At 54.3% G+C, this 25,905-nt stretch carries 21 protein-coding genes and 2 CRISPR repeat arrays; of the genes, 18 read left to right on the top strand and 3 right to left on the bottom strand.

Features of this window, described 5'->3' with window-relative positions:
- Positions 1 to 5 precede the first annotated feature (5 nt).
- From pabC to cas2e, 18 genes are all read left to right on the top strand, one after another.
- The gene (gene pabC, locus ACXADJ_RS07455) at positions 6 to 869 is read left to right on the top strand and encodes an aminodeoxychorismate lyase (protein WP_475064346.1); all 864 of its coding nucleotides are present in this window, start codon (positions 6 to 8) and stop codon (positions 867 to 869) included.
- Entirely contained in the window at positions 866 to 1,942 is a 1,077-nt protein-coding gene (gene mltG / locus ACXADJ_RS07450; RefSeq protein ID WP_475064345.1) for an endolytic transglycosylase MltG, read from the top strand. The genes pabC and mltG overlap by 4 nt, the downstream gene beginning before the upstream one ends.
- Positions 1,939 to 2,589 carry a dTMP kinase gene (gene tmk / locus ACXADJ_RS07445; RefSeq protein ID WP_475064344.1) on the top strand — a complete coding sequence of 217 codons (651 nt, stop codon included), beginning with the start codon at positions 1,939 to 1,941 and terminating at the stop codon, positions 2,587 to 2,589. Before mltG ends, tmk begins: the two co-directional genes overlap by 4 nt.
- Before the next feature lie 4 nt (positions 2,590 to 2,593).
- Positions 2,594 to 3,607 carry a DNA polymerase III subunit delta' gene (gene holB / locus ACXADJ_RS07440; RefSeq protein ID WP_475064343.1) on the top strand — a complete coding sequence of 338 codons (1,014 nt, stop codon included), beginning with the start codon at positions 2,594 to 2,596 and terminating at the stop codon, positions 3,605 to 3,607.
- Entirely contained in the window at positions 3,607 to 3,951 is a 345-nt protein-coding gene (locus tag ACXADJ_RS07435) for a PilZ domain-containing protein (RefSeq protein WP_475064342.1), read from the top strand. The genes holB and ACXADJ_RS07435 overlap by 1 nt, the downstream gene beginning before the upstream one ends.
- A gap of 284 nt (positions 3,952 to 4,235) precedes the next feature.
- Positions 4,236 to 7,133 carry an insulinase family protein gene (locus ACXADJ_RS07430; RefSeq protein WP_475064341.1) on the top strand — a complete coding sequence of 966 codons (2,898 nt, stop codon included), beginning with the start codon at positions 4,236 to 4,238 and terminating at the stop codon, positions 7,131 to 7,133.
- Positions 7,134 to 7,175: 42 nt separating this feature from the next.
- Positions 7,176 to 7,622, top strand: a complete 447-nt coding sequence (locus ACXADJ_RS07425; protein WP_475064340.1) for a VanZ family protein — start codon at positions 7,176 to 7,178, stop codon at positions 7,620 to 7,622.
- Positions 7,623 to 7,745: 123 nt separating this feature from the next.
- On the top strand, positions 7,746 to 8,597 hold the full coding sequence (locus ACXADJ_RS07420) for a BrxR family helix-turn-helix transcriptional regulator (RefSeq protein ID WP_475064339.1): 852 nt from the start codon (positions 7,746 to 7,748) through the stop codon (positions 8,595 to 8,597).
- Between the two features lie 100 nt (positions 8,598 to 8,697).
- Positions 8,698 to 11,544, top strand: coding sequence for a CRISPR-associated helicase/endonuclease Cas3 (gene cas3, locus ACXADJ_RS07415; protein WP_475064338.1), 2,847 nt, complete (start codon positions 8,698 to 8,700; stop codon positions 11,542 to 11,544).
- Positions 11,541 to 13,043, top strand: a complete 1,503-nt coding sequence (casA, locus tag ACXADJ_RS07410; RefSeq protein ID WP_475064337.1) for a type I-E CRISPR-associated protein Cse1/CasA — start codon at positions 11,541 to 11,543, stop codon at positions 13,041 to 13,043. Before cas3 ends, casA begins: the two co-directional genes overlap by 4 nt.
- A complete protein-coding gene (gene casB, locus ACXADJ_RS07405; protein WP_475064336.1) occupies positions 13,036 to 13,500 on the top strand; it encodes a type I-E CRISPR-associated protein Cse2/CasB in 465 nt (154 codons plus the stop codon). Before casA ends, casB begins: the two co-directional genes overlap by 8 nt.
- 40 nt (positions 13,501 to 13,540) lie before the next feature.
- Entirely contained in the window at positions 13,541 to 14,677 is a 1,137-nt protein-coding gene (gene cas7e / locus ACXADJ_RS07400; protein WP_475064335.1) for a type I-E CRISPR-associated protein Cas7/Cse4/CasC, read from the top strand.
- A 5-nt stretch (positions 14,678 to 14,682) separates the two neighbouring features.
- Complete coding sequence (cas5e, locus tag ACXADJ_RS07395; RefSeq protein WP_475064334.1) at positions 14,683 to 15,360, top strand: type I-E CRISPR-associated protein Cas5/CasD; 678 nt, start codon at positions 14,683 to 14,685, stop codon at positions 15,358 to 15,360.
- The gene (gene cas6e, locus ACXADJ_RS07390) at positions 15,350 to 15,976 is read left to right on the top strand and encodes a type I-E CRISPR-associated protein Cas6/Cse3/CasE (protein WP_475064333.1); all 627 of its coding nucleotides are present in this window, start codon (positions 15,350 to 15,352) and stop codon (positions 15,974 to 15,976) included. Before cas5e ends, cas6e begins: the two co-directional genes overlap by 11 nt.
- A 63-nt stretch (positions 15,977 to 16,039) precedes the next feature.
- Positions 16,040 to 16,372, top strand: a complete 333-nt coding sequence (locus ACXADJ_RS07385) for a type II toxin-antitoxin system RelE/ParE family toxin (RefSeq protein ID WP_475064332.1) — start codon at positions 16,040 to 16,042, stop codon at positions 16,370 to 16,372.
- Positions 16,353 to 16,637, top strand: a complete 285-nt coding sequence (locus tag ACXADJ_RS07380) for an addiction module antidote protein (RefSeq protein WP_028292404.1) — start codon at positions 16,353 to 16,355, stop codon at positions 16,635 to 16,637. The genes ACXADJ_RS07385 and ACXADJ_RS07380 overlap by 20 nt, the downstream gene beginning before the upstream one ends.
- Positions 16,638 to 16,672: 35 nt before the next feature.
- Positions 16,673 to 17,593, top strand: a complete 921-nt coding sequence (gene cas1e, locus ACXADJ_RS07375; RefSeq protein ID WP_475064331.1) for a type I-E CRISPR-associated endonuclease Cas1e — start codon at positions 16,673 to 16,675, stop codon at positions 17,591 to 17,593.
- 2 nt (positions 17,594 to 17,595) lie between these two features.
- Positions 17,596 to 17,889: a type I-E CRISPR-associated endoribonuclease Cas2e gene (gene cas2e, locus ACXADJ_RS07370; protein ID WP_475064330.1), complete on the top strand. Its 294-nt coding sequence runs from the start codon at positions 17,596 to 17,598 to the stop codon at positions 17,887 to 17,889.
- Positions 17,890 to 17,992: 103 nt separating this feature from the next.
- Positions 17,993 to 20,703: direct repeats of the CRISPR family, unit length 29 nt; unit sequence GCGTTCCCCGTACCTGCGGGGATAAACCG.
- Positions 20,704 to 20,794: 91 nt separating this feature from the next.
- Positions 20,795 to 21,373: a CRISPR direct-repeat array (repeat unit 29 nt; unit sequence GCGTTCCCCGTACCTGCGGGGATAAACCG).
- A gap of 722 nt (positions 21,374 to 22,095) precedes the next feature.
- On the opposite strand, the gene proX is transcribed toward cas2e, so the two are convergent.
- The 3 genes from proX to proV all read right to left on the bottom strand — a co-directional run bounded on the left by proX (position 22,096) and on the right by proV (position 25,590).
- Complete coding sequence (proX, locus tag ACXADJ_RS07365; protein ID WP_475064329.1) at positions 22,096 to 23,109, bottom strand: glycine betaine/L-proline ABC transporter substrate-binding protein ProX; 1,014 nt, start codon at positions 23,107 to 23,109, stop codon at positions 22,096 to 22,098.
- Between the two features lie 64 nt (positions 23,110 to 23,173).
- A complete protein-coding gene (proW, locus tag ACXADJ_RS07360) occupies positions 23,174 to 24,319 on the bottom strand; it encodes a glycine betaine/L-proline ABC transporter permease ProW (RefSeq protein WP_475064328.1) in 1,146 nt (381 codons plus the stop codon).
- Positions 24,316 to 25,590: a glycine betaine/L-proline ABC transporter ATP-binding protein ProV gene (gene proV / locus ACXADJ_RS07355; RefSeq protein ID WP_475064327.1), complete on the bottom strand. Its 1,275-nt coding sequence runs from the start codon at positions 25,588 to 25,590 to the stop codon at positions 24,316 to 24,318. The genes proW and proV overlap by 4 nt, the downstream gene beginning before the upstream one ends.
- Positions 25,591 to 25,905 lie beyond the last annotated feature (315 nt).

Here is a 25,905-nt window from a genome sequence, read left to right as displayed (position 1 = left end):
TGCCCGTGAGTCGGGTATTGTGCCGGGTAGCCGGTCAGTGGGTGGACCACTGGCCAGCTACTGATCGAGGTCTTCAATACGGCGATGGTTTGTTCGAAACCATGCGCCTCGTTCGTGTTTCCGATGCTTCCAGGAACGCTGGCCGTTCCGGCGGTGATGTGCCGTTGTGGCAATTCCACGCTGAACGCTTGCAGCAGGGCCTGAATGCCTTGTTGTTTCCTGCTGATTCCTTCGCTGTGATATGCGACGCCATGGGCGAGCTGGCCGATGAGGTCGATTTGTCGGCCTACAGCGCGGCCAAATTGCTGGTGTCCCGTGGCGTTGGTCAGCGCGGATATGGCTTGCCGGATCATCCGGAAATCAACATCCAGATTCAGCTGATGGACGCACCGCCCTGGTCATGGTCGCAACTGCATCCGGACGGTATTTGCATTGGCGTCAGCGCCGTTCGTTTGGGCACCCAGCCGCGTCTGGCAGGCATCAAACACCTTAACCGGTTGGAACAGGTGTTAGCCCGCGCTGAATTTGCGCCAGGCTGGCAAGAAGCCGTGATGCTGGACACCGCAGGTACCGTCACAGAAGGTTGTTATTCCAATCTGTATATTGCGCACAAGGGTCAATGGCTGACGCCAATCATTGATCAATGTGGCGTTAACGGCGTGATTCGTCGCTGGTTGATTGCGGAAGGGCAGGTGACAGAGGCGCAGATTTCGCTGGCTGAGCTGGAGCAAGCGGACGCTATTGCGCTGTCGAACAGCCTGACGGGCATTGTGCCGGTGAAGCAGCTGCAACAGCGGCTGTTCGATACCAGCCATTCAATGTGGCAGCCCATGAAACGGATGCAGCAAAGACTGGAGAGTCTGTTTTGAAAAAACTGATAGCGGCAGCGGTGGCGCTGCCAGTCGTCGCACTGGCTGTGTTTGCCGCCTTATGGACCATGCCCATGAACAATGAGCAAGCGGTCCGAATTCATATTGAACAGGGTGAAACCCTGGGCCAGAAAGCGCGCCAGTGGGAACAACAAGGCTGGCTGCCATCGGCTTTGCTGCTGCGGGTACAAGCGCGCCTGCTGAAGCAGGAACACTTGAAAGCCGGTGAGTTTGATGTCCCCGCAGGTCTGAATGGCACTGCCTTGTTGGCGTTTCTGCAAACCGCTCAGCCGATCAGCTACAAGGTATCGCTGATTGAAGGCACAACGCTGGCAGAGGCCCTGAAAAACATCGCCAATGCCGAGCGCCTGAAGCAGGACGTTGATCCACTAACCCCGGAGACTGTCGCCAGCTTACTGGGCATTGAGGGTAACCCGGAAGGTTGGCTGTACCCGGACACCTATGTGTATCAGGGCGGCTCAAAAGCCTCGGCGGTGCTGAAACAATCGTATCAGCGCATGCAAACTCAATTGCAACAAGCGTGGGACAACCAGGCCGAAGGCCTGCCGTACAAGTCCGCCTACGATGCGTTGATCATGGCATCGATCGTCGAGAAAGAAACCGCGGTACCTGCAGAACGTCCGGAAATCGCGGGTGTGTTTGTCCAGCGCTTGAAAAAGAACATGCGGCTGGAGACCGACCCCACCGTCATTTACGGCATGGGCGATGCTTACAAGGGCAATATTCGCAAGCGTGACCTGTTGAACCGATCCAACCCTTACAACACCTACCGCATCAAAGGACTGCCGCCGACGCCGATTGCTCTGGCTGGCCGTGAAGCGCTGGATGCAGCGTTGAATCCTGCCGCCACCAAGGCGCTGTTTTTTGTCGCCCGTGGTGATGGCTCGCACGTTTTTTCAGAAACCCTGGAACAACACAACAAAGCGGTACGTCAGTATCAGATTCGCAACCGTAAATCGGATTACCGTTCGACGCCGCTGAAACCAGCGCCAGAGGCTGCTGCTTCCGAGACGGAATCCACCGCAAACCAGGCTTTGGGAGAAGGTCAATGAGCAGAAAATTCGCTGGCAAGTTCATCACCTTTGAAGGCGGCGAAGGCGTCGGCAAATCCACCAACATCCAATGGTGCGCCGACCAGCTGAGCGAACAGGGCATCGAAGTGGTGGTAACCCGTGAGCCGGGTGGTACACCCATTGCCGAGCTGATTCGCAACAAACTGCTGAAAGCCCATCACCCGGAACCAATGACACCAATGGCCGAACTGCTGTTGATGTTCGCAGCCCGTAACCAACATCTGGAACAAGTGATTATTCCAGCGCTGGAGCGCGGCGCTTGGGTGCTGTGTGACCGCTTTACCGATTCAACCATTGCCTATCAGGGCTTTGGTCGTGGTTTGGACTTGAGCGCTATAGAACAACTGAAGAGCCTGGCGCAGGGTGACGTTGAACCCGACTGCACCTTCTTGCTGGATGCACCGGTGGAAGTAGGCATGGCCCGCGCCCGCGGCCGCTCAGAAACCACTGGCGAAGCCACCGACCGATTTGAAACCGAAGCACTGGCGTTTTTCGAACGGGTGAAAGACGGCTTTCATTCGCTGGCGGCGATGCACTCCCGCTTTGTTATTGTTGATGCGACACAGACGCTGGAGGACGTTCAAACCGAATTGTCTGTGCGCCTGAGCATGCTGAAGGGCGACTGACAGCATGAGCGGTTGGAACCACGTTTACCCATGGCAACAGAACGTTTGGTCGGACTTGATCAAGCGCCACCATGTTCATGGTTTGCCCCATGCGCTGATGTTTACCGGCCCCAAAGGGGTGGGGAAACATGCACTGTCGTTACAGGTGGCCCAGTGGCTGCTGTGCTCTCGTCGGGTTTCCGACAATCTGGAAGTCGCCTGTGGTCAGTGTCACAGCTGCCAGTTGTGGGCAGCGGGCAACCACCCGGATTTCCAGCAGTGCAAACCGGAAGACGGCAGCCGCCAAATCCGCATTGACGGCGTGCGCAAGGTCAATGAATTTCTGGTACAAACGCCACAGATCAGCCCTTGTCAGGTGGTGATTCTGGCACCGGTGGAAGTGCTGAACAACAACGCCGCTAACGCCTTGTTGAAAACGCTGGAAGAACCGCCAGGCGAAAGCTTTATTTTGCTCGAAACCGAACGACTGGGCTCGGTGATGCCGACCATTCGCAGCCGCTGTCAGCGTCTGACACTGGTTGCTCCGCCGACGGCTGATTCCATTCAGTGGTTGCAGCAGCAGGGATGTGACGAACACAGTGCCGGACAGGCCCTGCGCATGAACCAGAACGCACCGCTGGCTGCTCTGGAATGGATTCAGAACGATGCTCATGGTCAGCACCGGAAATGGTTGGCGGCGTTGCAGCAATGGTCGACCGGCCAGGCGCCCTTGGAGAGCACCCTGGCGGTTTGGAAAACCGACGACCTTGGCGACGTACTGGAGTGGTTGTCGCAGCTGTTGTCCGACCTGATGCGTGCCAGCATGGGAGCGACTGTCGAACAGCTGATCGAACCGGAAGTGCTGGGCTGTTTTGATGTGGCTATTCTGGATAAAGCAAAGCTGTTAGCCTTGCACGAACGCATTGCTGTTGCGCTGGGCCAGATTCGCTCGGGAGCGAGCTTTCACAACCGCCAGTTGCTGCTGGAATCTTTGATGATCGAGTGGCAGTCACTCGTCACAATTGCAGGGAGATCTTGATGTCCAATGCCGGACGTAGCGGTATTTTGACCTTGACCATCAAGGACAAGCCGACGCTGTATCACGCTTACATGCCGTTCATAAAAGACGGTGGCCTGTTCATTCCGACTACTCGCAGTTATCAGCTGGGCGACGAAGTGTTCCTGTTGCTGAAATTGCTCGACGACCCGGACAAAATCCCGGTGGCAGGCAAGGTTATCTGGATTACACCGGCCGGTGCCCAAAGCAACAAACAGCAGGGCATTGGGGTGCAGTTCAGCAGCGACAACCCGATGGCCCGTGACCGCATTGAAACCCAGCTGGCGGGAGCCATTAAATCGGACCGACCAACCCACACTATGTGACCCCGGTTGTCTCCGAATTAATCACGGAAAGAATCACGGATTGATTGCCTATCAGCGCCATTAACAGCATCCATGGCGCTGTTCCACTGATGCGATATTCTATTCTCAACATTCACACCCGAATTTTCGCATCCAACAGCAATCTCACCGATACTGAATACACACAATAGTCACTGCTTCTTGCCATTGATGGGCGTCCCGAAAGGGCGGGTCGACACAAGCATTCGTTTTATCGGTGTTGGCCAGCAACAAGAACAGCGAAAGAACAACACAAGGTTCTGATTATGTCTGCAAACGCTTTTCGCCTGATTGGCTCTACGCCAGTCGAATCCCTGAATATCGAAGTTCAACACTACGAACACGTGGCCACCGGCGCTGTTCACTATCACCTGGTCAGTGAACACGACGAAAAAGCCTTTATGGTGGCGGTTCGCACCATGCCAAAAGACAGCACCGGTGTGGCGCATATTCTGGAGCACTCGGTACTGTGTGGCTCTGAAAAATACCCGGTACGCGACCCCTTCTTCATGATGACGCGTCGCTCGCTGAACACCTTTATGAACGCCATGACCAGCAGCGACTGGACGGCGTACCCGTTCGCTTCGCAGAACGACAAGGACTTCAACAACCTGCTGGACGTCTATCTGGACGCCGTGTTCTTCTCGCGCCTGCACCCGCTGGACTTCGCTCAGGAAGGCCACCGCATTGAGCCAAAAGACCCGAACGACCCGAATTCTCCACTGGAATTCAAAGGCGTGGTGTTCAACGAAATGAAAGGTGCCATGTCATCGCCGGTATCCCAGCTGTGGCAGGGCATCAGCTCTTACCTGTTCCCAACCACCACCTACCACTACAACAGTGGCGGTGAGCCAGCTGAAATTACCTCGCTGACCTACGACCAGCTGATGAGCTTCTACAAGAGCCATTACCACCCAAGCAACGCTATCTTTATGACGTTCGGTAACCTCGACGTCAGCGAACTGCAAGACAAGCTGGAAAGCCAGGTGCTGAGCCGTTTCGAGCGTCAGAACCAAACCTGGAGCGTACCGGCGGAACAACGCTACGCAGCACCGGTGGCCGTACAGGAACACTACGGCGTCGACAGCGACGACCTGAGCGGCAAAACCCACCACGTGCTGGGCTGGCTGCTGGGTTTCAGCACCGATCTGGATGCCCAACTGGAAGGCAACCTGCTGAGCCAGATTCTGCTGGACAACTCCGCCTCGCCTCTGCGTCGTGCGTTGGAGCAAACCGAGCTGGGTAGCTCGCCATCGCCACTGTGCGGCATGGAAGAATCCAACCGTGAAATGAGCTTTATGTGCGGCCTTGAGGGCAGTGAGCCAGAAAACGCCGAAGCGTTTGAAAAACTGGTGCTGGACACTCTCAACGACGTTGCTGAAAACGGCGTCGACAGCGAACTGGTGGAATCTGCCTTGCACCAGCTGGAACTGCACCAGCGTGAGATCGGCGGCGACCACTACCCATACGGCCTGCAACTGATCTTCAACGCACTGCCAGCAGCAACCCACTACGGCGATCCGGTTGGCATGCTGAACCTCGACCCGGCACTGCAACGTCTGCGCGAAAAAGTCAGCCAGCCAGGCTGGATTCAGGAAGCCGTGAAACGCCTGCTGCTGAACAACCGCCACCGCGTACGCTACAGCCTGCTGCCGGATGCTGGCCTTAACGCCGAAAGCAAACGTCTGGAACAACAGCGTCTGGACACCATTGTGGCCAACCTCAGCGACGAACAGCTGGCGGCGATCAAACAACAGGCGCTGGATCTGCAAGAGCGTCAGGCTCAGGAAGATGATCCGGGCATGTTGCCGCAGGTAACGCTGGAAGATGTTAAGCCAGACATCAACTACACCGCACCAACCGGCAAAACCGACAGCGGCCTGCCAACCACTGAATACGTGACTGGCACCAACGGCATTTTGTACCAGCAACTGGTGGTCGACCTGCCAACATTGGACGCTGAACAACTGAGCTGGCTGCCACTGTTCACCAACGCCTGGACCGAAGTGGGCGCGGGCGATAACGACTATTTGGCCCAGCAAATCAAACAAACGGCGTTGGTCGGCAGCTTGTCGAGCTACGCCAGCATTCGCAGCCAGGTGACCAGCTGCGACCAGCTGGATGGCTATCTGGTCATGACCGGTAAAGCACTGGGCACCAAAGCCGACGAGTTTTCAGCCCTGATGAAAGAAACCTGGCAGCAAGCCCGTTTCGACGAAAGCGGCCGCTTGCTTGACCTGTTGGCGCAACTGACGGCACGTAAGGAACACGGTATTACCGGCGGTGGCCACAGCTTCGCCATGGCAGCTGCCGCTGCCAGCCTGAACCCGGCAGCGAACGTGTCCAACACCCTCAGTGGTATGCCGCAATTGGCCAAACTGAAAGCCTTCCTGAAACAAGCACATCAGGACGGCGGTAAATCGATTTCCGACGCACTGGCCGGACTGGCAACCGCCATTGGCCAAAGCCCGCAGGAATCGGTAGCGGTTCACGACGAGGCGCACCGCGATGCTCACATGGCCTCACTGGCTAACGAGTGGCAGTCTGTCACGCCAGCCACTGGCAGCCAGCTGCAATGGGCCATGCAAGACAGTGCCAGCTACTGGATGGTGGATTCCCAGGTGAACTTCTGTGCCTGGGCACTGCCATCAACCACGCTTGTAGACAAAGATGCCGCTGCACTGTCGGTACTGGCAGGGGTGCTGCGCAATGGCTACCTGCACACGGCGATTCGTGAGAAGGGCGGTGCGTACGGTGCAGGTGCTACTCAAGACAATGCTAACGGCTGTTTCAAGTTCTACACCTACCGCGATCCACGGGTAGAAGGCACCTTTGACGACTTTGAAAAATCCGTCGACTGGGTATTGGAACGCGCCACTGGCGACGACCTGGTAGAGCAAGCGGTACTGGGACTGATTGGTGGTATGGACCGTCCGGGATCACCGGCGGGCGAAGCCAAACAAGCGTTCCATATGGACCGTGGCGGCCGCACGCGTGAAATTCGTCAGAACTTCCGCGAGCGTCTGCTATCTACAAGCTGGGCCGATGTTCAGCGTGTTGCCAACCAGTACCTGAAAGGTCAGGCCGGTAGCAAAGCCGTGATTGCACCACGCGGCAGCGCCGACGTGGCAGAAAAACTGGGTCTGAAGGCACAGGACTTCTAAAACCCGGCTCACACCGCGCGAAAACACCACCCGCTACGGCGGGTGGTTTTCTATCTGTCTGTCATTAAATCGCGTCACACTGACATCAACGTACACATCATCAACCGACTAAAGAAACAACGCAGACCAATGACCAAACTGCTGTACATCGCCCGCATCCTCCTACTGATTGTTTTGGTTGTCGTTATCTGGGCATCACTGAAAGCCACCGGCAACACCCTGGCTGGCTCCGACAAAATCGCCCACTTTATGGCCTACGGCGCCCTCGCCGGACTCGGCCTTATCAGCTTCCGCCGCCCCAAAAACAAAGCACTCTTCATGCTCTTCTGCCTGATCCTGGGCGGCACCATGGAAATCCTTCAAGGCCGACTGCCACACCGCGTAATGGGCTGGGACGACATGCTCGCCAACGCCCTTGGCGTGCTCGCCGCCATAGTGGTTTATTGGCCGCTGAGACGTTGGATTGACAAAATCCTCGGCCGAGCCTGAGGCGCAGGCAACAACCAGCTTGTCTTTTAGCGTGAATTAGTGGAACGCTGAATCCTCGGCTCGTCACAAAAATGTGATTCAGTTCCTATGGTATGGTGCTTTAAGTATCCAAGGAGTAAGGAAATGACGGATTTGACCAAGGCTGGAGGCATCAAAAAATCGCTGAGAGAGCGGTTTCGGTTTGTTGAGCTTCTCCTTTACTGGGAGGGCGGTATAAATACGTCCCAGTTGACCAATCAGTTTAATATCGGTCGTCAGCAGGCTTCAAAAGATATTGGAGATTATCAAAGATTAACCGGTAACAAGCTGGAATATAGCGCAGTTAAAAAACTGTATCGGCCCATCGGCGCTGTGGAGCTTGCATTCACGCAAGGAGTTGCCGATGAGTATTTGTGGTTTGCCTCAGGCATATCCCACTCTCCACATGACCACGCTCGCATCGTCGGATTTATTGTTAATCCACCTCTTCGCAAGATCAGTAAGGATCTTGTTCAGGTACTGGTCGCTGCTCAGCGTTACCAGAAATGTTTGGAAGTCGATTACCGGTCTTTGACGAATCCCTCCGCCGACGGACGATTAATTTGGCCTCAGCGGTTTGTCTACACATGTGGCCGATGGCACGTTCGGGCTTGGTGCGATCGGAGTCAATCTTACCGGGATTTTGTAATGGCCCGATTCTTTAGTATTCCATCGATAGAAGACAGCGCTGCTATGAATCTTCCAGCGGATGTCGCTTGGAATACAGAGGTGTTACTGGTGGTCAAGCCAGACCCGAGATTAACATCTGACCAGGCCCAGATTCTTCAGCGCGAATATGGAATGAAAAACGGTGAACTGCATGTGTACACAAAAGCGGCGCTAGCCAGATACACACTCGATGACCTTAGAGTAAATTACAAGGTGCTGGACGGTAATCCAACTGCTCAGCAATTAGTTTTGGCCAATTATCCCGAAATAAGACAGTGGCTGTTTTGAGTTGATAGGTGCTTAAAAACACGACATGTGCAAAAGCCCAGTATTGGAATGCAGGGCGAAGAGAGCAGAATGCTCAGTAAGAGTCAGGGAGCGGATCAAAATGGTTAAATCCAGTATCGAAGACATTTTCCGATTTTGGGGAAAGGCGAGAAAGCCCGTAAGCATGTCGGAAAGGCTTGTCCCGTCAAACGGTGCAAAATATCACTGCTTGCCTTATCACTGCCTGGATGTCACCGCCGTTGCGGAAGTCTGGATTGATAAAAGCCCGTCACTCATTAAGCAATTTTCCAAGCGGCTTGAGTGTTCAGTGTCAGAAGCCAAAGCCTGGGTGCTGTTCTTTGTAGCCTTGCATGATCTCGGTAAGCACCTGCCGCAGTTTCAGCATAAAGCGCTGCACATTCTGAAAGACATTAATCCGTTGCTCGGCAAATTAGGTTTTTCCGAAAACCAGATTCGTGGCTTTTATCATGGCCCGGCTGGGTATTACTGGTTGCATGAGCTGTCATTTAAAAAAGAAAGCGATAACAGCACGACCGGTATGGATCTGGATTTTGATGACTTCTTTGATGATGACGAAGAAGAGTCTGGTAGCCAATGGGAACTATGGAAGCACTGGATGGCGGCGGTGGCAGGGCATCATGGTGCGATTCCTACGGATCGTGGCAATTTCGCTTTACCGAGTGAAGTCACTACGCAAGCCGAGGAATCCGTAAAAGCCGCCATGTTGCTTTGGCTGGATGTGCTGGCTGAGATGTTTCTTCATCCTGCTGGGCTCTCGCTGGAAAGTAATCCACCGCAACTGGTGCCGGATTCTGTTAACGGACAGATAAAGCAGGATAAGTGGGCACAGAATTATCTTGCAGGGTTCTGTTCGGTAGCAGACTGGCTAGGTTCGTCGGATCGTTTCGAATATGACGATCAGCCGTGTGACACCCTTGAACAACTCCAAAACTGGTTCGAAAAACGTAAGCCCATCTCTGAAAACGCCTTGATCGACTTTGGCCTGATCTCTCAGGTTTATCCAGACCCTCATATCAACAAACTGATTGGTGAAAACCGAACCCCAAGACAATTACAGGCAATGGCTGCAGAGTTGCCAGTGAGTCAAGGACTCACCATTGCGGAAGCGGCCACCGGTTCAGGCAAAACTGAGTTAGCTTTGCTGCAAGCCTGGCGATTATTGGATGCTGGTTTGGCTGACAGTATTGTGTTTGCCTTGCCGACACAGTCAACCGCCAATGCCATGCTCGGGCGCTTGGAGCAGCTCGCCACCGTGTTGTTCGAAAACTCTCCTAATCTGATTTTGGCTCATGGGCGCGCCAACTATCAGGAGTCATTTATTACCCTCAAAGACGCCGCCAAACCGAAAACCGAGCAGGGTATTGAAGAAGCTTTGGTGCAATGTGCGGAATGGCTGGCGCAAAGTCGCAAGCGGGTATTTCTGGGGCAGATCGGTGTTTGCACTGTGGATCAGGTGCTGGTGTCGGTATTACCGGTTCGCCATAACTTTGTACGTGGCTTTGGGGTTGGCCGCAGCGTGCTGATTGTCGATGAGGTGCATGCCTACGATGCCTATATGTACGGTTTGCTGAGTGGCGTTTTACAGCAGCAAAAGCTCTCGGGTGGCAGTGCCATTTTGCTGTCGGCCACCTTGCCCAGTGGTCAAAAGCAGCAATTAGCTCAGGCTTGGGGCTATAACCAGCCTTTGCCCGATCAAACACCGTACCCTTTGATTACCCAGATCGCTGATACCCCAAACAAGTCAGAGGCAAAAACGCTCGCTATTCCGAACTCAGCGGATGCGGAACCTGAGAAAACCCTTACGCTATCGCTGGAGGTATCGGCAGACTTTTTGCCTTCAGAAGCTCTGAAGCAACAAATCCAGGACGCCGTCGCTAGCGGTGCTCAAGTCTGTGTAATCTGCAATCTGGTGGATGTTGCCCAAGGTCTGTATTCGGAATTTCAGCAGCGTTTTACAGAGGCTGGATTAACGGCTGATCAGCTCGATCTGTTTCATTCGCGCTTTACCTTCCATGATCGGCAGAAGAAAGAGCAAAAGGTCATCAGCACCTTTGGTCGTCCAGGTAAGCAACAAGAGCCTGAACAGAGCTTCAATCCTGCCAGAAAGCGCGGTCACTTATTGATTGCAACTCAAGTCGTGGAGCAGTCGCTGGATATTTGCTTCGACTGGATGATCACGCAGCTGTGCCCGGTAGACCTGCTATTTCAGCGACTCGGGCGTTTGCATCGTCATGCGGAAAATTATCCGAAACGACCCGAAGACTACCAGACACCGCAATGCACGGTTCTGGGGTCGGACTCGGATAAGTTTGATCTCCATGAGCTGATTTATGGCAACAGCCGAGTGCTTTGGCGTACTCAAAAGCTTTTGGAAAGCGCCAGTCAGCAACACGAGGGTAGAGTGGATTTCCCAGCAGCTTATCGGGATTGGATTGAACCTGTATACGACGAAACGCCAGAAACCGATGAGCCAGAGTCTGTGATAACAAGCTTCGAGAAGTTCGAAAATGAGCGGTTTGCGTCGCAAAGCTGCGCCAAGCGTTTGATGTTCTCGGATATGAGTGAGCTAAAGGATAGCGATGGCAACGTTAGCACCCTAACCCGAGATGGCGAAATGAGCCTGAATCTCGTGCCGTTTTACCTGAACTCAGCAGGCGAGAAATGTTTGCTTGATGGCCATGCGCTCTCAGAGCTGGACGACAGTAACTATTGGGAAGCGATTAACCTCAACACGGTTGCCGTCCCCAAAAGCTGGGAACGTAAAGACCCGTTGCTTAAAGAAACGAGTAAGGACGGATTGGTTTGGTTGGAGCTCGAACCTGAATCAATAGAATCAGAAGTTCGCTTTACCAGCCTGGGTAAAGCGATTACTTATCACTATTCAAACAATGGCGGGTTACGTCGTGAGATCAAGGAGGACAAATGAATCTGCTCAAAGACCCCTGGATTCCAATTCAGCAATCCGGTATTCAGGAAAAAATCACCTTGCAGCAGTTGCTGTGTGGTGAGAAAGAAGGCGACCTCTGTCTGCCCAGAGATGATATGGAAATGGCCTGCTTGCAGTTGCTGGTGGCCATCACTCAGGTGCTGTTTACGCCGGACAACAAAAAGGCGCTGACAGCAAGAGTGAAAGCGCCGCTCACCGATGCGGAGTTTCTGGCGGCGTGCGAGGGAAAAGAACATTGGTTCGACCTTGAGCACACAGAAACGCCCTTTATGCAGTTTCGGGGTGTTAAAGCCAAAGAGACCACTCCTCTCGATAAGCTAATGGCTGGTCTTGCTGATGGCACCAGCAAGCCTTTTATGAATCCCGAAGGCCTGGTCACTCAACTGTGTGGCGGTTGTGCGGCTATCGCTCTGTTTAATACCGCCAATAATTGCCCTGGCATGGGCGGGGGATTTAAAGCGAGTTTGCGTGGCAGTACACCGATTACGGTAATGGTGCGAGAGTCAAAACTGCGCACGTCCATCTGGGTGAATCTGCTCACCAAAGAGAGTTGGCACAAAGCGGCTATTACCAATTTTGAGCAAGCGCCTAACTTTGTTGATCCGGTCAAGGCCGGAGCGACCTTTGATGTATCGGCGATGGGTGTGCCGCGAGGCTTGCTCTGGCAGCCTGCGCACTTTGAACTGGTTAAAGCCGAATCGGAATGTGCTTGCAGCCTGTGTGGGTCGATTGAGGCAGGCTTTTCAGGCTTCAAAAAAGAAAAGTTCAATTACACGGCTAACGGCCATTGGCCACATCCCTTGTCGTCTCGCACCTTTTCACTGAAGGGTGGGAAAAAAGAATTCAAAACGCCGTCCTTTACCACTACTCAGCCGACCTGGGTGCATTTAGGCAAGCTATTGGCCACGTTGGATAAAGGCAAAGAAGGCTCCGAAGCCACGCCAGTTATCCAGCAATTGCGCGGTTGGAACATGCTGGTTCGCACTGTGTTTATTGGTGGCTATAGAAATAATCAGGCGACGATTCTGGAGCGTCGCCACGAAATGATCAGTCTTGCCGATAACTGGCCAGAACATGCCAATAAAATCGATGAGCTGGTGATGCAGGCGTTGGAATACAAAACCGCGTTGCGTCGTGGGCTGTATCTGTTTTCTGAAGGTATCAAAGACAAGGTGCCGGGCAGTGGCGTGAATCGCTGTGTGGAATATGACGATCAGTTCTTTCAGCAGACCGAACAGCTGATTCGCCAGACGCTATTGGAAGCGGATTTTGATGACTGCCAGAAAACCAAGCTGGCCCTGCAATCTGAATTGCGTCGTGTGGTGCTGAAGTTGTTTGCCGAAGCCACCGACCCGTATCAGCACGATCCGAAAATGCTTAAGGCTCTAGCCGTCGCCAGAAAAATGCTGATTCATAAATACCTGAAAGCCATCGAAATCCCTGTGAATACCCCGAAAGAGGAAGTCATCAATGGATAACAAGGAACAGTCATTGCCAGATTTTGTGGCGATGTATGAGCGCTATCACAGCCTGACTCCAGGCCAGCGTGCCGAACTTCGACGTTGCGCCAAACCGGAAGAGCTGTCGGAAGTGCCCGCGTTTTATCAGTTAGCCAGCAACCATTTCAATTTGTACGGTCAGCGCCAGTTTGTATTTTGCTTGCCATATTTAACCCATAAACAAGATGGCTCGTCGCTTGGTCAAATGTTAGGCAAACAAGCTGGGTTGTCCGAAAAACGCGTGATGATGGTACTGCGCTCGGAAGCCCCGAATGACCTGCTGCAACTGAAGCGCCTGCTGACGATGTGTAAGCCCGTCGTGGATATCGCCAAGGCAGGGGAGACCATTTTCTTCTGGAGCGAAATCAGCAAACGCAAACTGATCGAAGATTACTTTTTTAACCAAACCTCTGGCACCGCACAGCAAAGCGCTTGAGCCAATTCACGAGCGCTAGCTCAATATTAAGGACAAGATTATGAGCAAGAACTTTATTAACTTTCATATCCTGATCTCTCACAGCCCTTCCTGCCTGAACCGCGACGATATGAATATGCAAAAGTCTGCGGTGTTTGGTGGCAAGCGCCGGGTGCGCATTTCCAGCCAGAGCTTGAAGCGCACTATTCGCCAAAGCGATTACTACCGTGAGCATATAGGTACACCGTCATTGCGTACCCGTGAGCTTTCCAAAGTACACAGCCGTTTTACGGAAGCCCTGAAAGATGAATTTCCGGCAGAAATGATCAAAACCGCGCTGGAGTGGATTTCTGGCAAAGAGGGCATGGCGGATCTGTCTAGCAAGGGCATTGCCGTTGCACCATGGGTGCTGAATGAAGTGCGTTATGTGTGCCAGCAGATTCAGGATGCAGGCGAGGGCATGGACGCCAAGAAACTTCAGAAGCAGATTGAAAAAGACGCCAAGCCGTTCATCGCCGCCGCCTGTGACGCGGTGGATATTGCACTGTCCGGTCGTATGGCGACCTCGGGTCTGATGACCAATATCGATGGTGCGCTGTCGGTGGCTCATGTGTTGACCACGCATGCCGTGGATGCCGATATCGACTGGTTTACCGCTGTGGATGACCTGGTGATGGAAGATAAATCCAAGCGTGCTGTGGGCGAGCTGCAAGAAGGCAAAGCCGAAGCCGGTTCGGGCCACTTGGATACCCAGGAGTTTTCCTCCGGTGTTTTCTATCGCTATGCCAGTTTGAATATCGCTCAGCTGCAGAAAAACCTGGGCGATGCCAGTCGTGAAGAGGCACTAAAAATAGCTTCCCACGTTCTGCACTTAATGGCCACCGAAGTGCCAAGCGCCAAGCAGCAGTCTTCTGCGGCTTTCAACCTTGCTGATCAGGCGTTGGTCAGTTTCTCTGATATGCCAATCTCATTGGCCAATGCCTTTGAAAAACCTGTCAAAGCGGATCGTGAAGGTGGTTTTCGTGAGCCGTCGGCTGCGGCGTTAAATTCCCACTGGAATAGCGTGAATACCAGTTACGGTCTGGAAGAGCGGGCTGCCGAGTTCTCGACGTTCGCGGTTGAGGTCCCTGAAGGTCTGGAACTGAAAAAATCTCTGCCTGATCTCGAAGCCTGGGTGCGTAACGACGGCGAAGGGTAACGGTTATGGAAGATTTTTTGATACTCAAGCTCGACGGCCCGTTGCAGGCTTGGGGGCGGGAGAGTTACGAAGGGCTGCGCCCCAGCGAATTGTTCCCCGGTAGAAGTTCGTTGCTGGGACTGCTTGGTGCTTGTTTGGGCATCGATCGCGATGATCAGGTTGGTCAAGGCAAGCTCGCAGGCAGTGTTAACTTTGCGGTAAGGGTGGATGTGGTGTTGTGCCCATTCACCAGCAAGCCCTTGCGTCGGCAAAAGTTGACCGACTACCACACAGTGCAAAATGCCCGTGAAGACTATCGTGGCTTAAAAAGCCACGAGACCATTCAGACCTGGCGCGAATACTGGCAGGACAGCCGCTATACCGTGGTGGTTTGGTTAAAAGAGGGAGCCGAGTATTCATTCGATGAACTACGAACAGCGATTCAAAAGCCGGTATACGCCCCTGTTTTGGGGCGCAAAAGCTGCCCGATTGCGCGCCCGTTGTATGAATCCAGCATCAAGGCTGAGAGTTGTGAATCCGCCTTGCTGATGGTGGAGCCAGTAGGCGGTACGATTTACTCGGACGTAGAGTTAAGCAATAGCAAAGAGCTGCGGGTGCGAGACGTGCCGATTGTGCATCAGCCAAGGCAATTCGCTAGCCGCACTGTGTATATGCAAGCGCAAGGAGGTGGCCATGCATCTTAGTCAGCTGCATATCGACTGGAAAAAAGCTAAAAACCCCTATGACCTGCATCGGGCAATTTGGGAATTATTTCCTGACCGCCCGGAAGATACGCGGGATTTTCTGTTTCGGGTGGAAGCACTGGAGCCTAATCAAGGTGCCAGAGTGTTGATGCTGTCGCAGAACTCGCCAGCAGAGCAGTCGGAGCACAGCCGCCTGCTGGCCACTCGGGATTGGAATCCCATGTTGGCAGAAGGACAACGGCTCAGATTTCGCTTACGGGCGAATCCGGTTAAGTCCATTGCCGACGAAAGCAAGGGCACCAAAATCGGTAACAACGGTAAGGAGTACGTTAAGCGGATTCGAGTGCCTTTGATTCATGAAGAGGAACAGCAAGCCTGGCTGGAGCGAAAGCTGGAAGGCGCTGCTGTGCTGGATCAGCTGATTATTCAGCGTGAAATGCCGTTACGGTTTAGCAAATCGGATGGCAAGCAGCGTATGGCTGGAAAGGTTCAGCCGGTGTTGTTTGACGGTGTGCTGGTGGTTCAAGATCCACAAGCCCTATTGGAATGTTTGCAGCAAGGCATAGGCCCAGCCAAATCCTTTGGTTGTGGATTATTGTCATTGGCGATGGCTTAAGTGATAGCTAAAAGGCGGTTGTAGTTTTAAAACTACAACCGGGACGCATTCAAGGATAGAATCATGACCATACGAGTTGTTCAGTCCGAACTGTTCAAACGCTGGTTGAAAAAGCTCAAGGATGAGCGCGGCAAGGCAAAGATCCTCTCGCGGGTTCATCAGCTCGCGTGTGGGTTGCCGGGTGATGTGAAGTATCTGGGCAAGGGAGTGTCTGAACTGCGGATTCACTTTGGGCCTGGTTACCGAGTGTATTTTCACCAAAGCGGCGATGAGCTGGTGTTGCTTTTGATCGCGGGCGACAAGTCCACTCAGTCGAGAGACATAACCAAAGCCCAGTCTTTATTGATGGACTGGCAAGCTGATGGAGACAATCCCCATGACCCAAACCTTCACTGAATTTGATCCAGCAGAGTTTCTGGAAACTCCGGAATCCATCGCCGAGTTTTTGAACGAAGCCCTGGCTGTTGCAGATGCGGCCTATATTGCCAAAGCCCTGGGCGTGGTGGCTCGCGCTAAAGGCATGAGCAGCGTAGCCGATCAAACGGGCTTATCGCGCGAGCAACTGTACAAAACGTTCAGTGAACAGGGCAATCCGACGCTGAAAACCCTGCTGGCTCTTACCCAAGTGCTCAATCTGAATCTGAGTGTTACACCGCGCTAGACGCAATCACTGTTCATTCTCGCAAGGACGCGATCATGAGTTTTATTCCTCTCAAGCCCATCCCCATAAAAGACCGTAATTCCATGATCTTTGTTGGTATGGGGCGTATCGATGTGCGCGATGGTGCCTTCGTTGTTATCGACGAAGTGCACGGCGAGCGTATGCACATTCCTGTGGGTTCTATCGCCTGTTTGATGTTGGAGCCGGGCACGCGGATTAGCCATGCCGCCGTTAAACTGGCAGCGACAACAGGCACTTTGCTTATTTGGGTGGGAGAGGCAGGAGTCAGGTTGTATTCCGTCGGTCAGCCTGGTGGCGCACGCTCTGACAAGTTGCTCTATCAGGCAAAGCTTGCACTGGATGAAGAATTGCGCCTGAAAGTCGTACGCAAAATGTTCGAAATTCGCTTTGGTGAACCAGCTCCGCAACGCCGCAGTGTCGACCAGCTACGCGGGATCGAAGGCGCTCGTGTCCGCAAAATTTATCAGCAACTGGCCAAGCAGTATGGTGTTGATTGGCGAGGGCGAGACTACGACGTTAAAGATTGGGACAAGGGAGATACCATTAACCAATGCCTGAGTGCTGCGACCTCTTGTCTGTATGGTGTGACCGAGGCCGCGGTACTGGCTGCGGGGTACGCGCCTGCGATTGGGTTCGTACACTCCGGTAAGCCGCTGTCGTTCGTCTATGACATTGCCGACCTGGTGAAATTCGACGGAGTGGTGCCCATTGCCTTCCGGATTGCGGCCAAAAATCCGCCTAGGCCCGACCGTGAAATTCGGGTCGCCTGTCGCGAACATTTCCGCTCCAGCAAATTGCTAAAACAGCTGATTCCGTTGATTGAAGAAGTGTTGTCTGCTGGTGAGATTGAACCACCCAAGCCTCCCGAAGATGCCCAGCCACCGGCGATACCTGAACCGCCATCTGTTGGTGATGAAGGTCACAGGAGTAAATAAACATGAGCATGATAGTGGTGGTGACGGAAGCCGTACCCGACCGGCTGCGTGGGCGCTTGGCAGTCTGGTTACTGGAAATCAGGGCCGGAGTGTATTTGGGTGATGTATCGCGACGGATACGAGAAATGATCTGGCAACAGGTCGACGCTCTGGCAGAAGACGGCAACGTGGTGATGGCCTGGGCCACCAATACCGAATCCGGCTTCGACTTCGTGACCTACGGAAAAAATCGCCGTATGCCAGTGGACTTGGATGGATTAAGACTGGTGAAATTCACTCCCGATCAGGCTGATTGACTCACGTCGAACACCTCTTCAAAAGCTCCTTAATAATGCGGAAATTGTTGGTAGATTTTCGGAGAAGATATTTTCTTTTGAAAATCAACCATATACATTTAGAGCGTTCCCCGTACCTGCGGGGATAAACCGGTAACGGCAAACGGTGGTGTAGTTATCGACACGCGTTCCCCGTACCTGCGGGGATAAACCGGAATATAAATAGCTGTACCTTGCGGTCAGATAGCGTTCCCCGTACCTGCGGGGATAAACCGCGAGCCAACAGGAGCCCAATGAAAAAACCGAGGCGTTCCCCGTACCTGCGGGGATAAACCGCCAAATTATCATAAAACGTACGCTTTGCCATGGCGTTCCCCGTACCTGCGGGGATAAACCGACTGTCACCAACAGTGTAAACCTGAGTATCCAGCGTTCCCCGTACCTGCGGGGATAAACCGCTTGATAAATTGTTGGTTCCTTCTTCTCTACTGCGTTCCCCGTACCTGCGGGGATAAACCGCAACTTCGGGACCTTTTTCATAGGCCTTCTTGGCGTTCCCCGTACCTGCGGGGATAAACCGTTAGTCCAACTATTGATGTCTGCCAGTTTTTAGCGTTCCCCGTACCTGCGGGGATAAACCGCCGTTAAGGAGTGGATTCCAACAATACACAAGGCGTTCCCCGTACCTGCGGGGATAAACCGACCTGGCCAAACTCAGTCCAGACCAGCAGTTCGCGTTCCCCGTACCTGCGGGGATAAACCGGTTGTCACAGTTGCGTAATCAATGGTGATGGTGCGTTCCCCGTACCTGCGGGGATAAACCGTGCGCCGCATGAAAAACAGCGGCAAATTGCCGGCGTTCCCCGTACCTGCGGGGATAAACCGCCTATCGCGTACGACGATGCGGCCCTGAGCACGCGTTCCCCGTACCTGCGGGGATAAACCGTCCGAAATTCTTCCTGTTTCCACCAGCCCGGCCGCGTTCCCCGTACCTGCGGGGATAAACCGTCACCTTGTCCACTCCTGCTCAGGATTTTGAGGCGTTCCCCGTACCTGCGGGGATAAACCGGCATCCAGCACAGCAGCCCCGTTATCTTTCGGGCGTTCCCCGTACCTGCGGGGATAAACCGCTGATACAGAAAACCTATTGTCGAATAACGGCGCGTTCCCCGTACCTGCGGGGATAAACCGCGACGCCAAAAAATCGGCAAGGCATTAGAAAAGCGTTCCCCGTACCTGCGGGGATAAACCGTTGCGATTAACATCCCCAGCACTGGCAACAAAGCGTTCCCCGTACCTGCGGGGATAAACCGCCCGCGAAACTGGCGAGGCAATCCCGACAAAGGCGTTCCCCGTACCTGCGGGGATAAACCGTTCAGATTCTGAAACGCCAACTGGAATCGCTGGCGTTCCCCGTACCTGCGGGGATAAACCGTAGTCCGGCAGGTTGTTAGCCTGCCCTGCTACGCGTTCCCCGTACCTGCGGGGATAAACCGTCACCGGCAACCAATCCGGTCTCGGCTACTTTGCGTTCCCCGTACCTGCGGGGATAAACCGCTCGTCAATCAGGTTCTTGCCCGGCGTCTTCAGCGTTCCCCGTACCTGCGGGGATAAACCGCTTGTTATCCCTGTGCGGGATCGTGTGATTGTGCGTTCCCCGTACCTGCGGGGATAAACCGTTGTTGTCTCCGTTGAAATGATTAGCGGCTTCGCGTTCCCCGTACCTGCGGGGATAAACCGTAGCCAGCGTCCAGCCACTGAGCATACGGCGTGCGTTCCCCGTACCTGCGGGGATAAACCGGTTTCCTGACTGACGGCGTTGATGCCGACGTCGCGTTCCCCGTACCTGCGGGGATAAACCGGGTCGGCGCTTGAACTACCAAAATCAAAATAAGCGTTCCCCGTACCTGCGGGGATAAACCGCAACATCACTCTGATAACAACCTTCCTCTCCCGCGTTCCCCGTACCTGCGGGGATAAACCGCTTAGGCTCCAGCCGATTGAATGGGGCTATATGCGTTCCCCGTACCTGCGGGGATAAACCGGCGGCAATGTAGCGGCGGAAATGACCGGATTGGCGTTCCCCGTACCTGCGGGGATAAACCGCCGTTGACCGTTTGCGGTAGCAATCCAGCCAAGCGTTCCCCGTACCTGCGGGGATAAACCGAGCGCAACGGAAAGTATAAAGTCGTCAGTGATGCGTTCCCCGTACCTGCGGGGATAAACCGCTCCGGCGCAGCTCGAAACGTTCATCCAGTTCGCGTTCCCCGTACCTGCGGGGATAAACCGTGGCCGGGTCCATACGGCGCTTGTCGCTAAGTGCGTTCCCCGTACCTGCGGGGATAAACCGCATCGAAAAAACAACTTGGTGCGCAATTCGCTGCGTTCCCCGTACCTGCGGGGATAAACCGCGGCTGATCAAATTGGAGCAAGAACATGATCAGCGTTCCCCGTACCTGCGGGGATAAACCGAATCTGAAACTACTACCGTCGATTTTTATCAGGCGTTCCCCGTACCTGCGGGGATAAACCGCCACATATCATAGAGCGAGCCGATTGTTTTATGCGTTCCCCGTACCTGCGGGGATAAACCGTTTTTGAGCCATGCTTAATCCTCCTTCGGATTGCGTTCCCCGTACCTGCGGGGATAAACCGGCAATACAAAGCAAATACGAAACAGGAGCAAAGCGTTCCCCGTACCTGCGGGGATAAACCGCCTTACTACTGCAGCGAGGGCTATCCAACAATGCGTTCCCCGTACCTGCGGGGGTAAACCGTGTCAGTGCGGAGAAGAAGACCTTACCGAGCGTTCCCCGTACCTGCGGGGATAAACCGCTGGATTCAGCCTCTGTTACGCCAGCGGCAGGGCGTTCCCCGTGCCACGGGGATAAACCGCGCAATTCCTTGAAAGCCGCAAATTTTCGGTTGCGTTCCCCGTGCCCACGGGGATAAACCGACGGCGGCGAAACCGCTGAAGCGCTTGAAATGGCGTTCCCCGTACCCGCGGGGATAAACCGACGACATCAACCGGCTGGAAGAAAGCCTGCGAGCGTTCCCCGTACCTGCGGGGATAAACCGTTCAGTGCCCACAGCACAGCCGCTGCACGGGCGCGTTCCCCGTACCTGCGGGGATAAACCGAGCACCTGCCAAATCAGGCCAGCGAAGGCACAGCGTTCCCCGTACCTGCGGGGATAAACCGAGAGCGCCGAAAAGGTCGTGGCCTTAGAAATCGCGTTCCCCGTACCTGCGGGGATAAACCGCAAGTCACAGAGCAACTTGACGGCAAATCAGAGCGTTCCCCGTACCTGCGGGGATAAACCGCGGTTGCGAGTCAGGTCAGCTGCAGCGGTCATGCGTTCCCCGTGCCCGCGGGGATAAACCGCACAGAAGATGCTCGAAGGCACGGTACCGAATGCGTTCCCCGTGCCCACGGGGATAAACCGGTGCAGGCGCAGTGTTCCCACAGGTATCGAACGCGTTCCCCGTGCCCGCGGGGATAAACCGTCCGAACTGTCTAAGCTTGGGATCGACATGCGGGGATAAACCGCTGGCAGAAACACCAGCAGGAAAACGCGTAGGGCGTTCCCCGTACCTGCGGGAATAAACCGACTACCTATCAAGAATCAGAACAGAAGGTAATGCGTTCCCCGTACCCGCGGGGATAAACCGCGCTGTTTTGCTGTGAGTGTCTGCAGTGGCTCGCGTTCCCCGCACCCACGGGGATAAACCGCTCGCTGCCGCACAGGCGGTCTGGAAACCATTCGTTATACGGTTGTATGTAGGAGTCGGTCTTTCTGAATCTCTGGTTTGATGGACGCGAGCGCCCATCCTAGGTGGTGTTGGTGCGGATATGGACGCTGTTCGGGGTTTGTTTTTGCAGCTTTCTTCTGGATGCTGAAACAAGTTCAGGATGCCAATGCATGGTGTTGCTTTTACGGGTGGGCTACGGTTTCTCCAGGTGGGGTGATGTAATACGCCTTCGGCTATTAGCATCCTACGGTTTCATTCTGTTGGGGTGGTGGGTGTGTTTGGTTGCCTATCGAGAGCAAGCTCTCTCCCACAAAGAAGCGGTGTTGTAGGTTGGGCCCTGCTCAACGATTGCTGGGCCGTGCCCAGTCTACGATGGTTTTTCCGACTTCGACGCTCAAATAAAAAACGCCCTGCAAGGTTGCTTGCAGGGCGTTTTTGTTTTCGCTGTTTAAAGCAGCAAGTGAGCGGGTAGCTCGTTACTTGGCCGCTTTTTTGGCTTCGGCAATCCAGGCGTTGAATTTCTTCTGGTTGGCCTTGATCCACATGTCGGCGTGGCGTTCGATGGCTTTGGCGCTGTCTTCGCCGTTGGCGACCATCATGTTTTCGGCGGATACGGCGTTGATTGGCAGTTTGATGATTTCAAACAGTTTGGCGGCCGCCGGGTTTTCTGCTGCCCATTCCTTGTTGGCGACGATTTTCATGGAGTTGATGTCGAAGCCGTAGTTTTTGCCGTTTGGCAGTTTGGTGTCGGAGCCGTTCGGGTTGGCGGAGTATGGCACTTCCAGCCAGGTTACGTCTTTGCCCGGTACCAGCTTGCCGGATACCCAGTATGGGGTCCAGGTGTAGTAGAAGATTGGTTGGCCGTCGTTATAACGGGCGATGGTATCGGAGATGATGGCGGCGTATTGGCCCTGGTTGTGGTCGATGCTGCCGCGCAGTTTGAATTCGTCCAGTTGGTATTCAATCACGCCTTCACAGCCCCAGCCTGCCTGGCAGCCTGTCAGGTCGGCTTTGCCGTCGCCATTGGTATCGAACAGTTTGGCGATTTCCGGCTTTTTGAAGTCGGCAATGTTGGTGATGTTGTATTTGTCGGCGGTTTTTTTGTCGATCAGGTAGCCCTGTGCTGCACCGGAAATGTATTCGCCCTTGCGGTAGAACTTGTCGTCGCCACCGGCATTTTTGTACATGGAGTTGTGCAGTGGGAACCAGTTCACCGTGGTGTAGGTCAGGTCGCCGTTGGCGATGGCGGTGTAGCCGGCGGAGTAGTCCACTTCCTTGATTGGCTGGACGTCGTAGCCGAGTTTCTCCAGTGCCTTGTTTACCACGATGGTCTGGAATTTTTCTTCCGCAATCGGGCTGTGCATGGCGGTAACGGATACGCCTTTGCCTGGCAGTGCAGCATTGGCCATGCCGCTGATGGCCAGACCAAGGCCGAGGGTGGTGGCCAGGGTGGCTTTCTTGACGGTGTTCAGAGTCTTGATGTTGCCCATGGTTGTTCCCTTTTTCTCTGTTTGAATAGTTGTTTGTAGTTGCTTGATCAATGCTGGTGGCCGTTCAGGAACGACCAACCAGTTTCAGTACCAGTGCGGCGGGGCCGGTTTGGTACCAGTGACGCACGCCGCGGGAGCGGGAGTCTTGTCCCAACGCCTGGGTCATGCGGTCGAGGATGATGGCCAGAATCACAATGCCAAGGCCGCCGACGGTCGCCAGGCCAATGTCCAGTCGGCCAATGCCGCGCAGTACCATCAGGCCAAGGCCGCCAACGGAAATCATCGAGGCAATCACGACCATCGACAGGCTCAGCATCAGCGTCTGGTTTACACCGGCCATGATGGTTGGCATAGCCAGTGGCAGTTGCACTTTGAACAGCAGTTGACGCGGGCTGGCACCGAACGAGTGTGAGGCTTCAATCAGGTCTTCTGGCACTTGTCGAATGCCCAAATTAGTAAGGCGAATCACCGGCGGCATGGCGAATACGATGGTGACGATGACGCCGGGTACGTTACCAATGCCGAAAAGCATCACGATGGGCACCAGATACACGAACGCGGGGGTGGTCTGCATGGCGTCGAGGGTGGGGCGCAGGATGCTGTTGAGCTTTTCATGGCGCGCCATGGCGATGCCGATGGGTATGCCAAGCAGTACGCAGAAGAACACCGAGGTGATCACCAGTGACAGGGTGGTCATGGTTTCCGACCAGGCGCCAATGCCGCCGATAAACAGCAGGCCGATGACGCTGGTAATGGCCAGGCGCTTGCCGGAAAGCTGCCATGCCAACAGCGCCAGAATGACGATCATCAGCAGTGGTGGCGTGGCGTTCAGCAGCAGGTCAATGGAGTTAAGGGTGGCATCGATGGGGGCTTTTACCGCGGTAAAAAACGGGCGGAAGTTGGCGACCACCCAATCCAGGCCAGTGTCTACCCAGTCACCCAGCGGAATGATGGCTTCCGGGAATGGGTCGAGCAGGGTGGGTTCGATGATTTCTTCTTCAGTGGTGGCGCTGAGCCAGTCTTCTGAAGCGGTGAGTTCGTCTGAGCTTTGTTCGGCGTTGCCCCAGGGGTTGCTGGCGGCGCTGTCATCGCTGGCGAACGGGTTGCTGCTGTCGGACTCGGTTGCGAATGGGTTTTCGCTGGTGGCTTCAGGTTCGCTGGCGAACGGGTTGTTTGCTTCTGTGGTGGTGTTTGCTGTTTCGGTACTCATTGTGCTTCGTCCTCCTCACGGTCCAGTGCTTCCAGCAGGCGGGCTTTGCTGATGCTGCCCAGGGAATTGCCTTCTTCGTCGGTGACCGGAATCGGGTGGTCGCTGCTGGCGACGGTGCCGATCAGGGCTTTGATTGGGGTGTCGGCGCTGATGGCTTCTGGCTGGTCGTGGGTATCGAGCGCTTGTTGTAGCTGGTCGCACTGGTCTGAAGCCAACTCTTCGGCGGACACAATGCCCACAAAGTGGTGGTCTTCATCGACCACGGCGGCGTAATCGCTGTTGCTGGACTCAATGGCGGCGCTGGCGCTTTCGGTGCTGCAGCCGGCGACGATTTCAGGCAGTTCGTCGTCACAACCTTCGATCAAAGTGGCGGCGGTGAAAACGTTGGATACATCGACGTTTTTGAAGAACGAGCTGACGTAGTCGTTGGCGGGGTTGTTGAGAATTTCGTTGGGTGTGCCCACCTGAACCACTTCGCCGTTTTGCATGATGGCAATGCGGTCGCCAATGCGCATGGCTTCGTCGAGGTCGTGGGAAATAAACACGATGGTGCGTTGGTCGTTCTGTTGCAGCTTCACCAACTCGTCTTGCATTTCGGTACGAATCAATGGATCGAGCGCAGAGAAGGCTTCGTCCATCAGCATGACGTCCGGATCATTGGCTAACGCCCGTGCAAGGCCCACGCGTTGCTGCATACCACCGGAGAGTTCGTCCGGGTAAGAGTTGCCATGCTGGCCAAGGCCCACCTGTTCCAGCGCGGCCTGGGCTTTCTGATGCCGAACATCAACAGGCTCTCCCGACAGTTCCAGCCCGTAGGCGGCGTTGTCGAGCACGTTCATGTGGGGCATCAGTGCGAATGACTGGAACACCATGGAGATTTTTTTGCGGCGTACTGCGCGTAGCTGGTGTTGGTCCATGGCGGCGACGTCTTCGCCGTCAATCAGTACCTGGCCTGCGGTGGGTTCGATAAGGCGGTTCAGCAAACGAACCAAAGTAGATTTACCGGAGCCGGAGAGGCCCATGATGACGAAGATTTCACCTTCGCGAATGCTGAGGTTGGCGTCTTTTACGCCGACGGTCAGGCCGGTTTTGGCAAAAATCTCGTCCTTGTCCTGACCGTTTTCAATCATTTTCATGGCTCGGTGGGGTTTATCACCGAATACCTTGTAGAGGTTTTTTACTTCCAGTTTGATGGGGCTTTCTATGTTATCCGTCGACATGGCGGCCTTTTGTTTAGAGCTGTAAGTAATAAAACCATAGCGGTTTTTCATTACAGCTTCAAAACTAATTGGCAATTGTCTGTTCTGTAGGGCCGTTTGGCGGCATAAGCCCCTTGTTTATTGGCCTTCCAGTGAAAGTGAAAGGAACTGAGGTATCGTGACTCTTGGTAGCGGGCGGGTCAGATGATGTTTGATTAATAGTGGATGGCCGGGAAAAAGGTTAGAGGTGGAATTTTTATTAAATGAGCGTTTAATAATAAGTTGTACAGTCAAGATGTTGGTTTTCAGTGGGGCTGGTATGAGCGAATTGATTCTCGGTAGTTGTGCATGTAGGAGCGAATTTATTCGCGAGGGCGTGTAGGCAAG

It is taken from the genome of Oceanobacter sp. ABM4_470 (genome assembly GCF_056158645.1).
The sequence above is the reverse complement of the archived record's forward strand: the minus strand, read 5'-3'. Positions and strand labels throughout refer to the sequence as shown.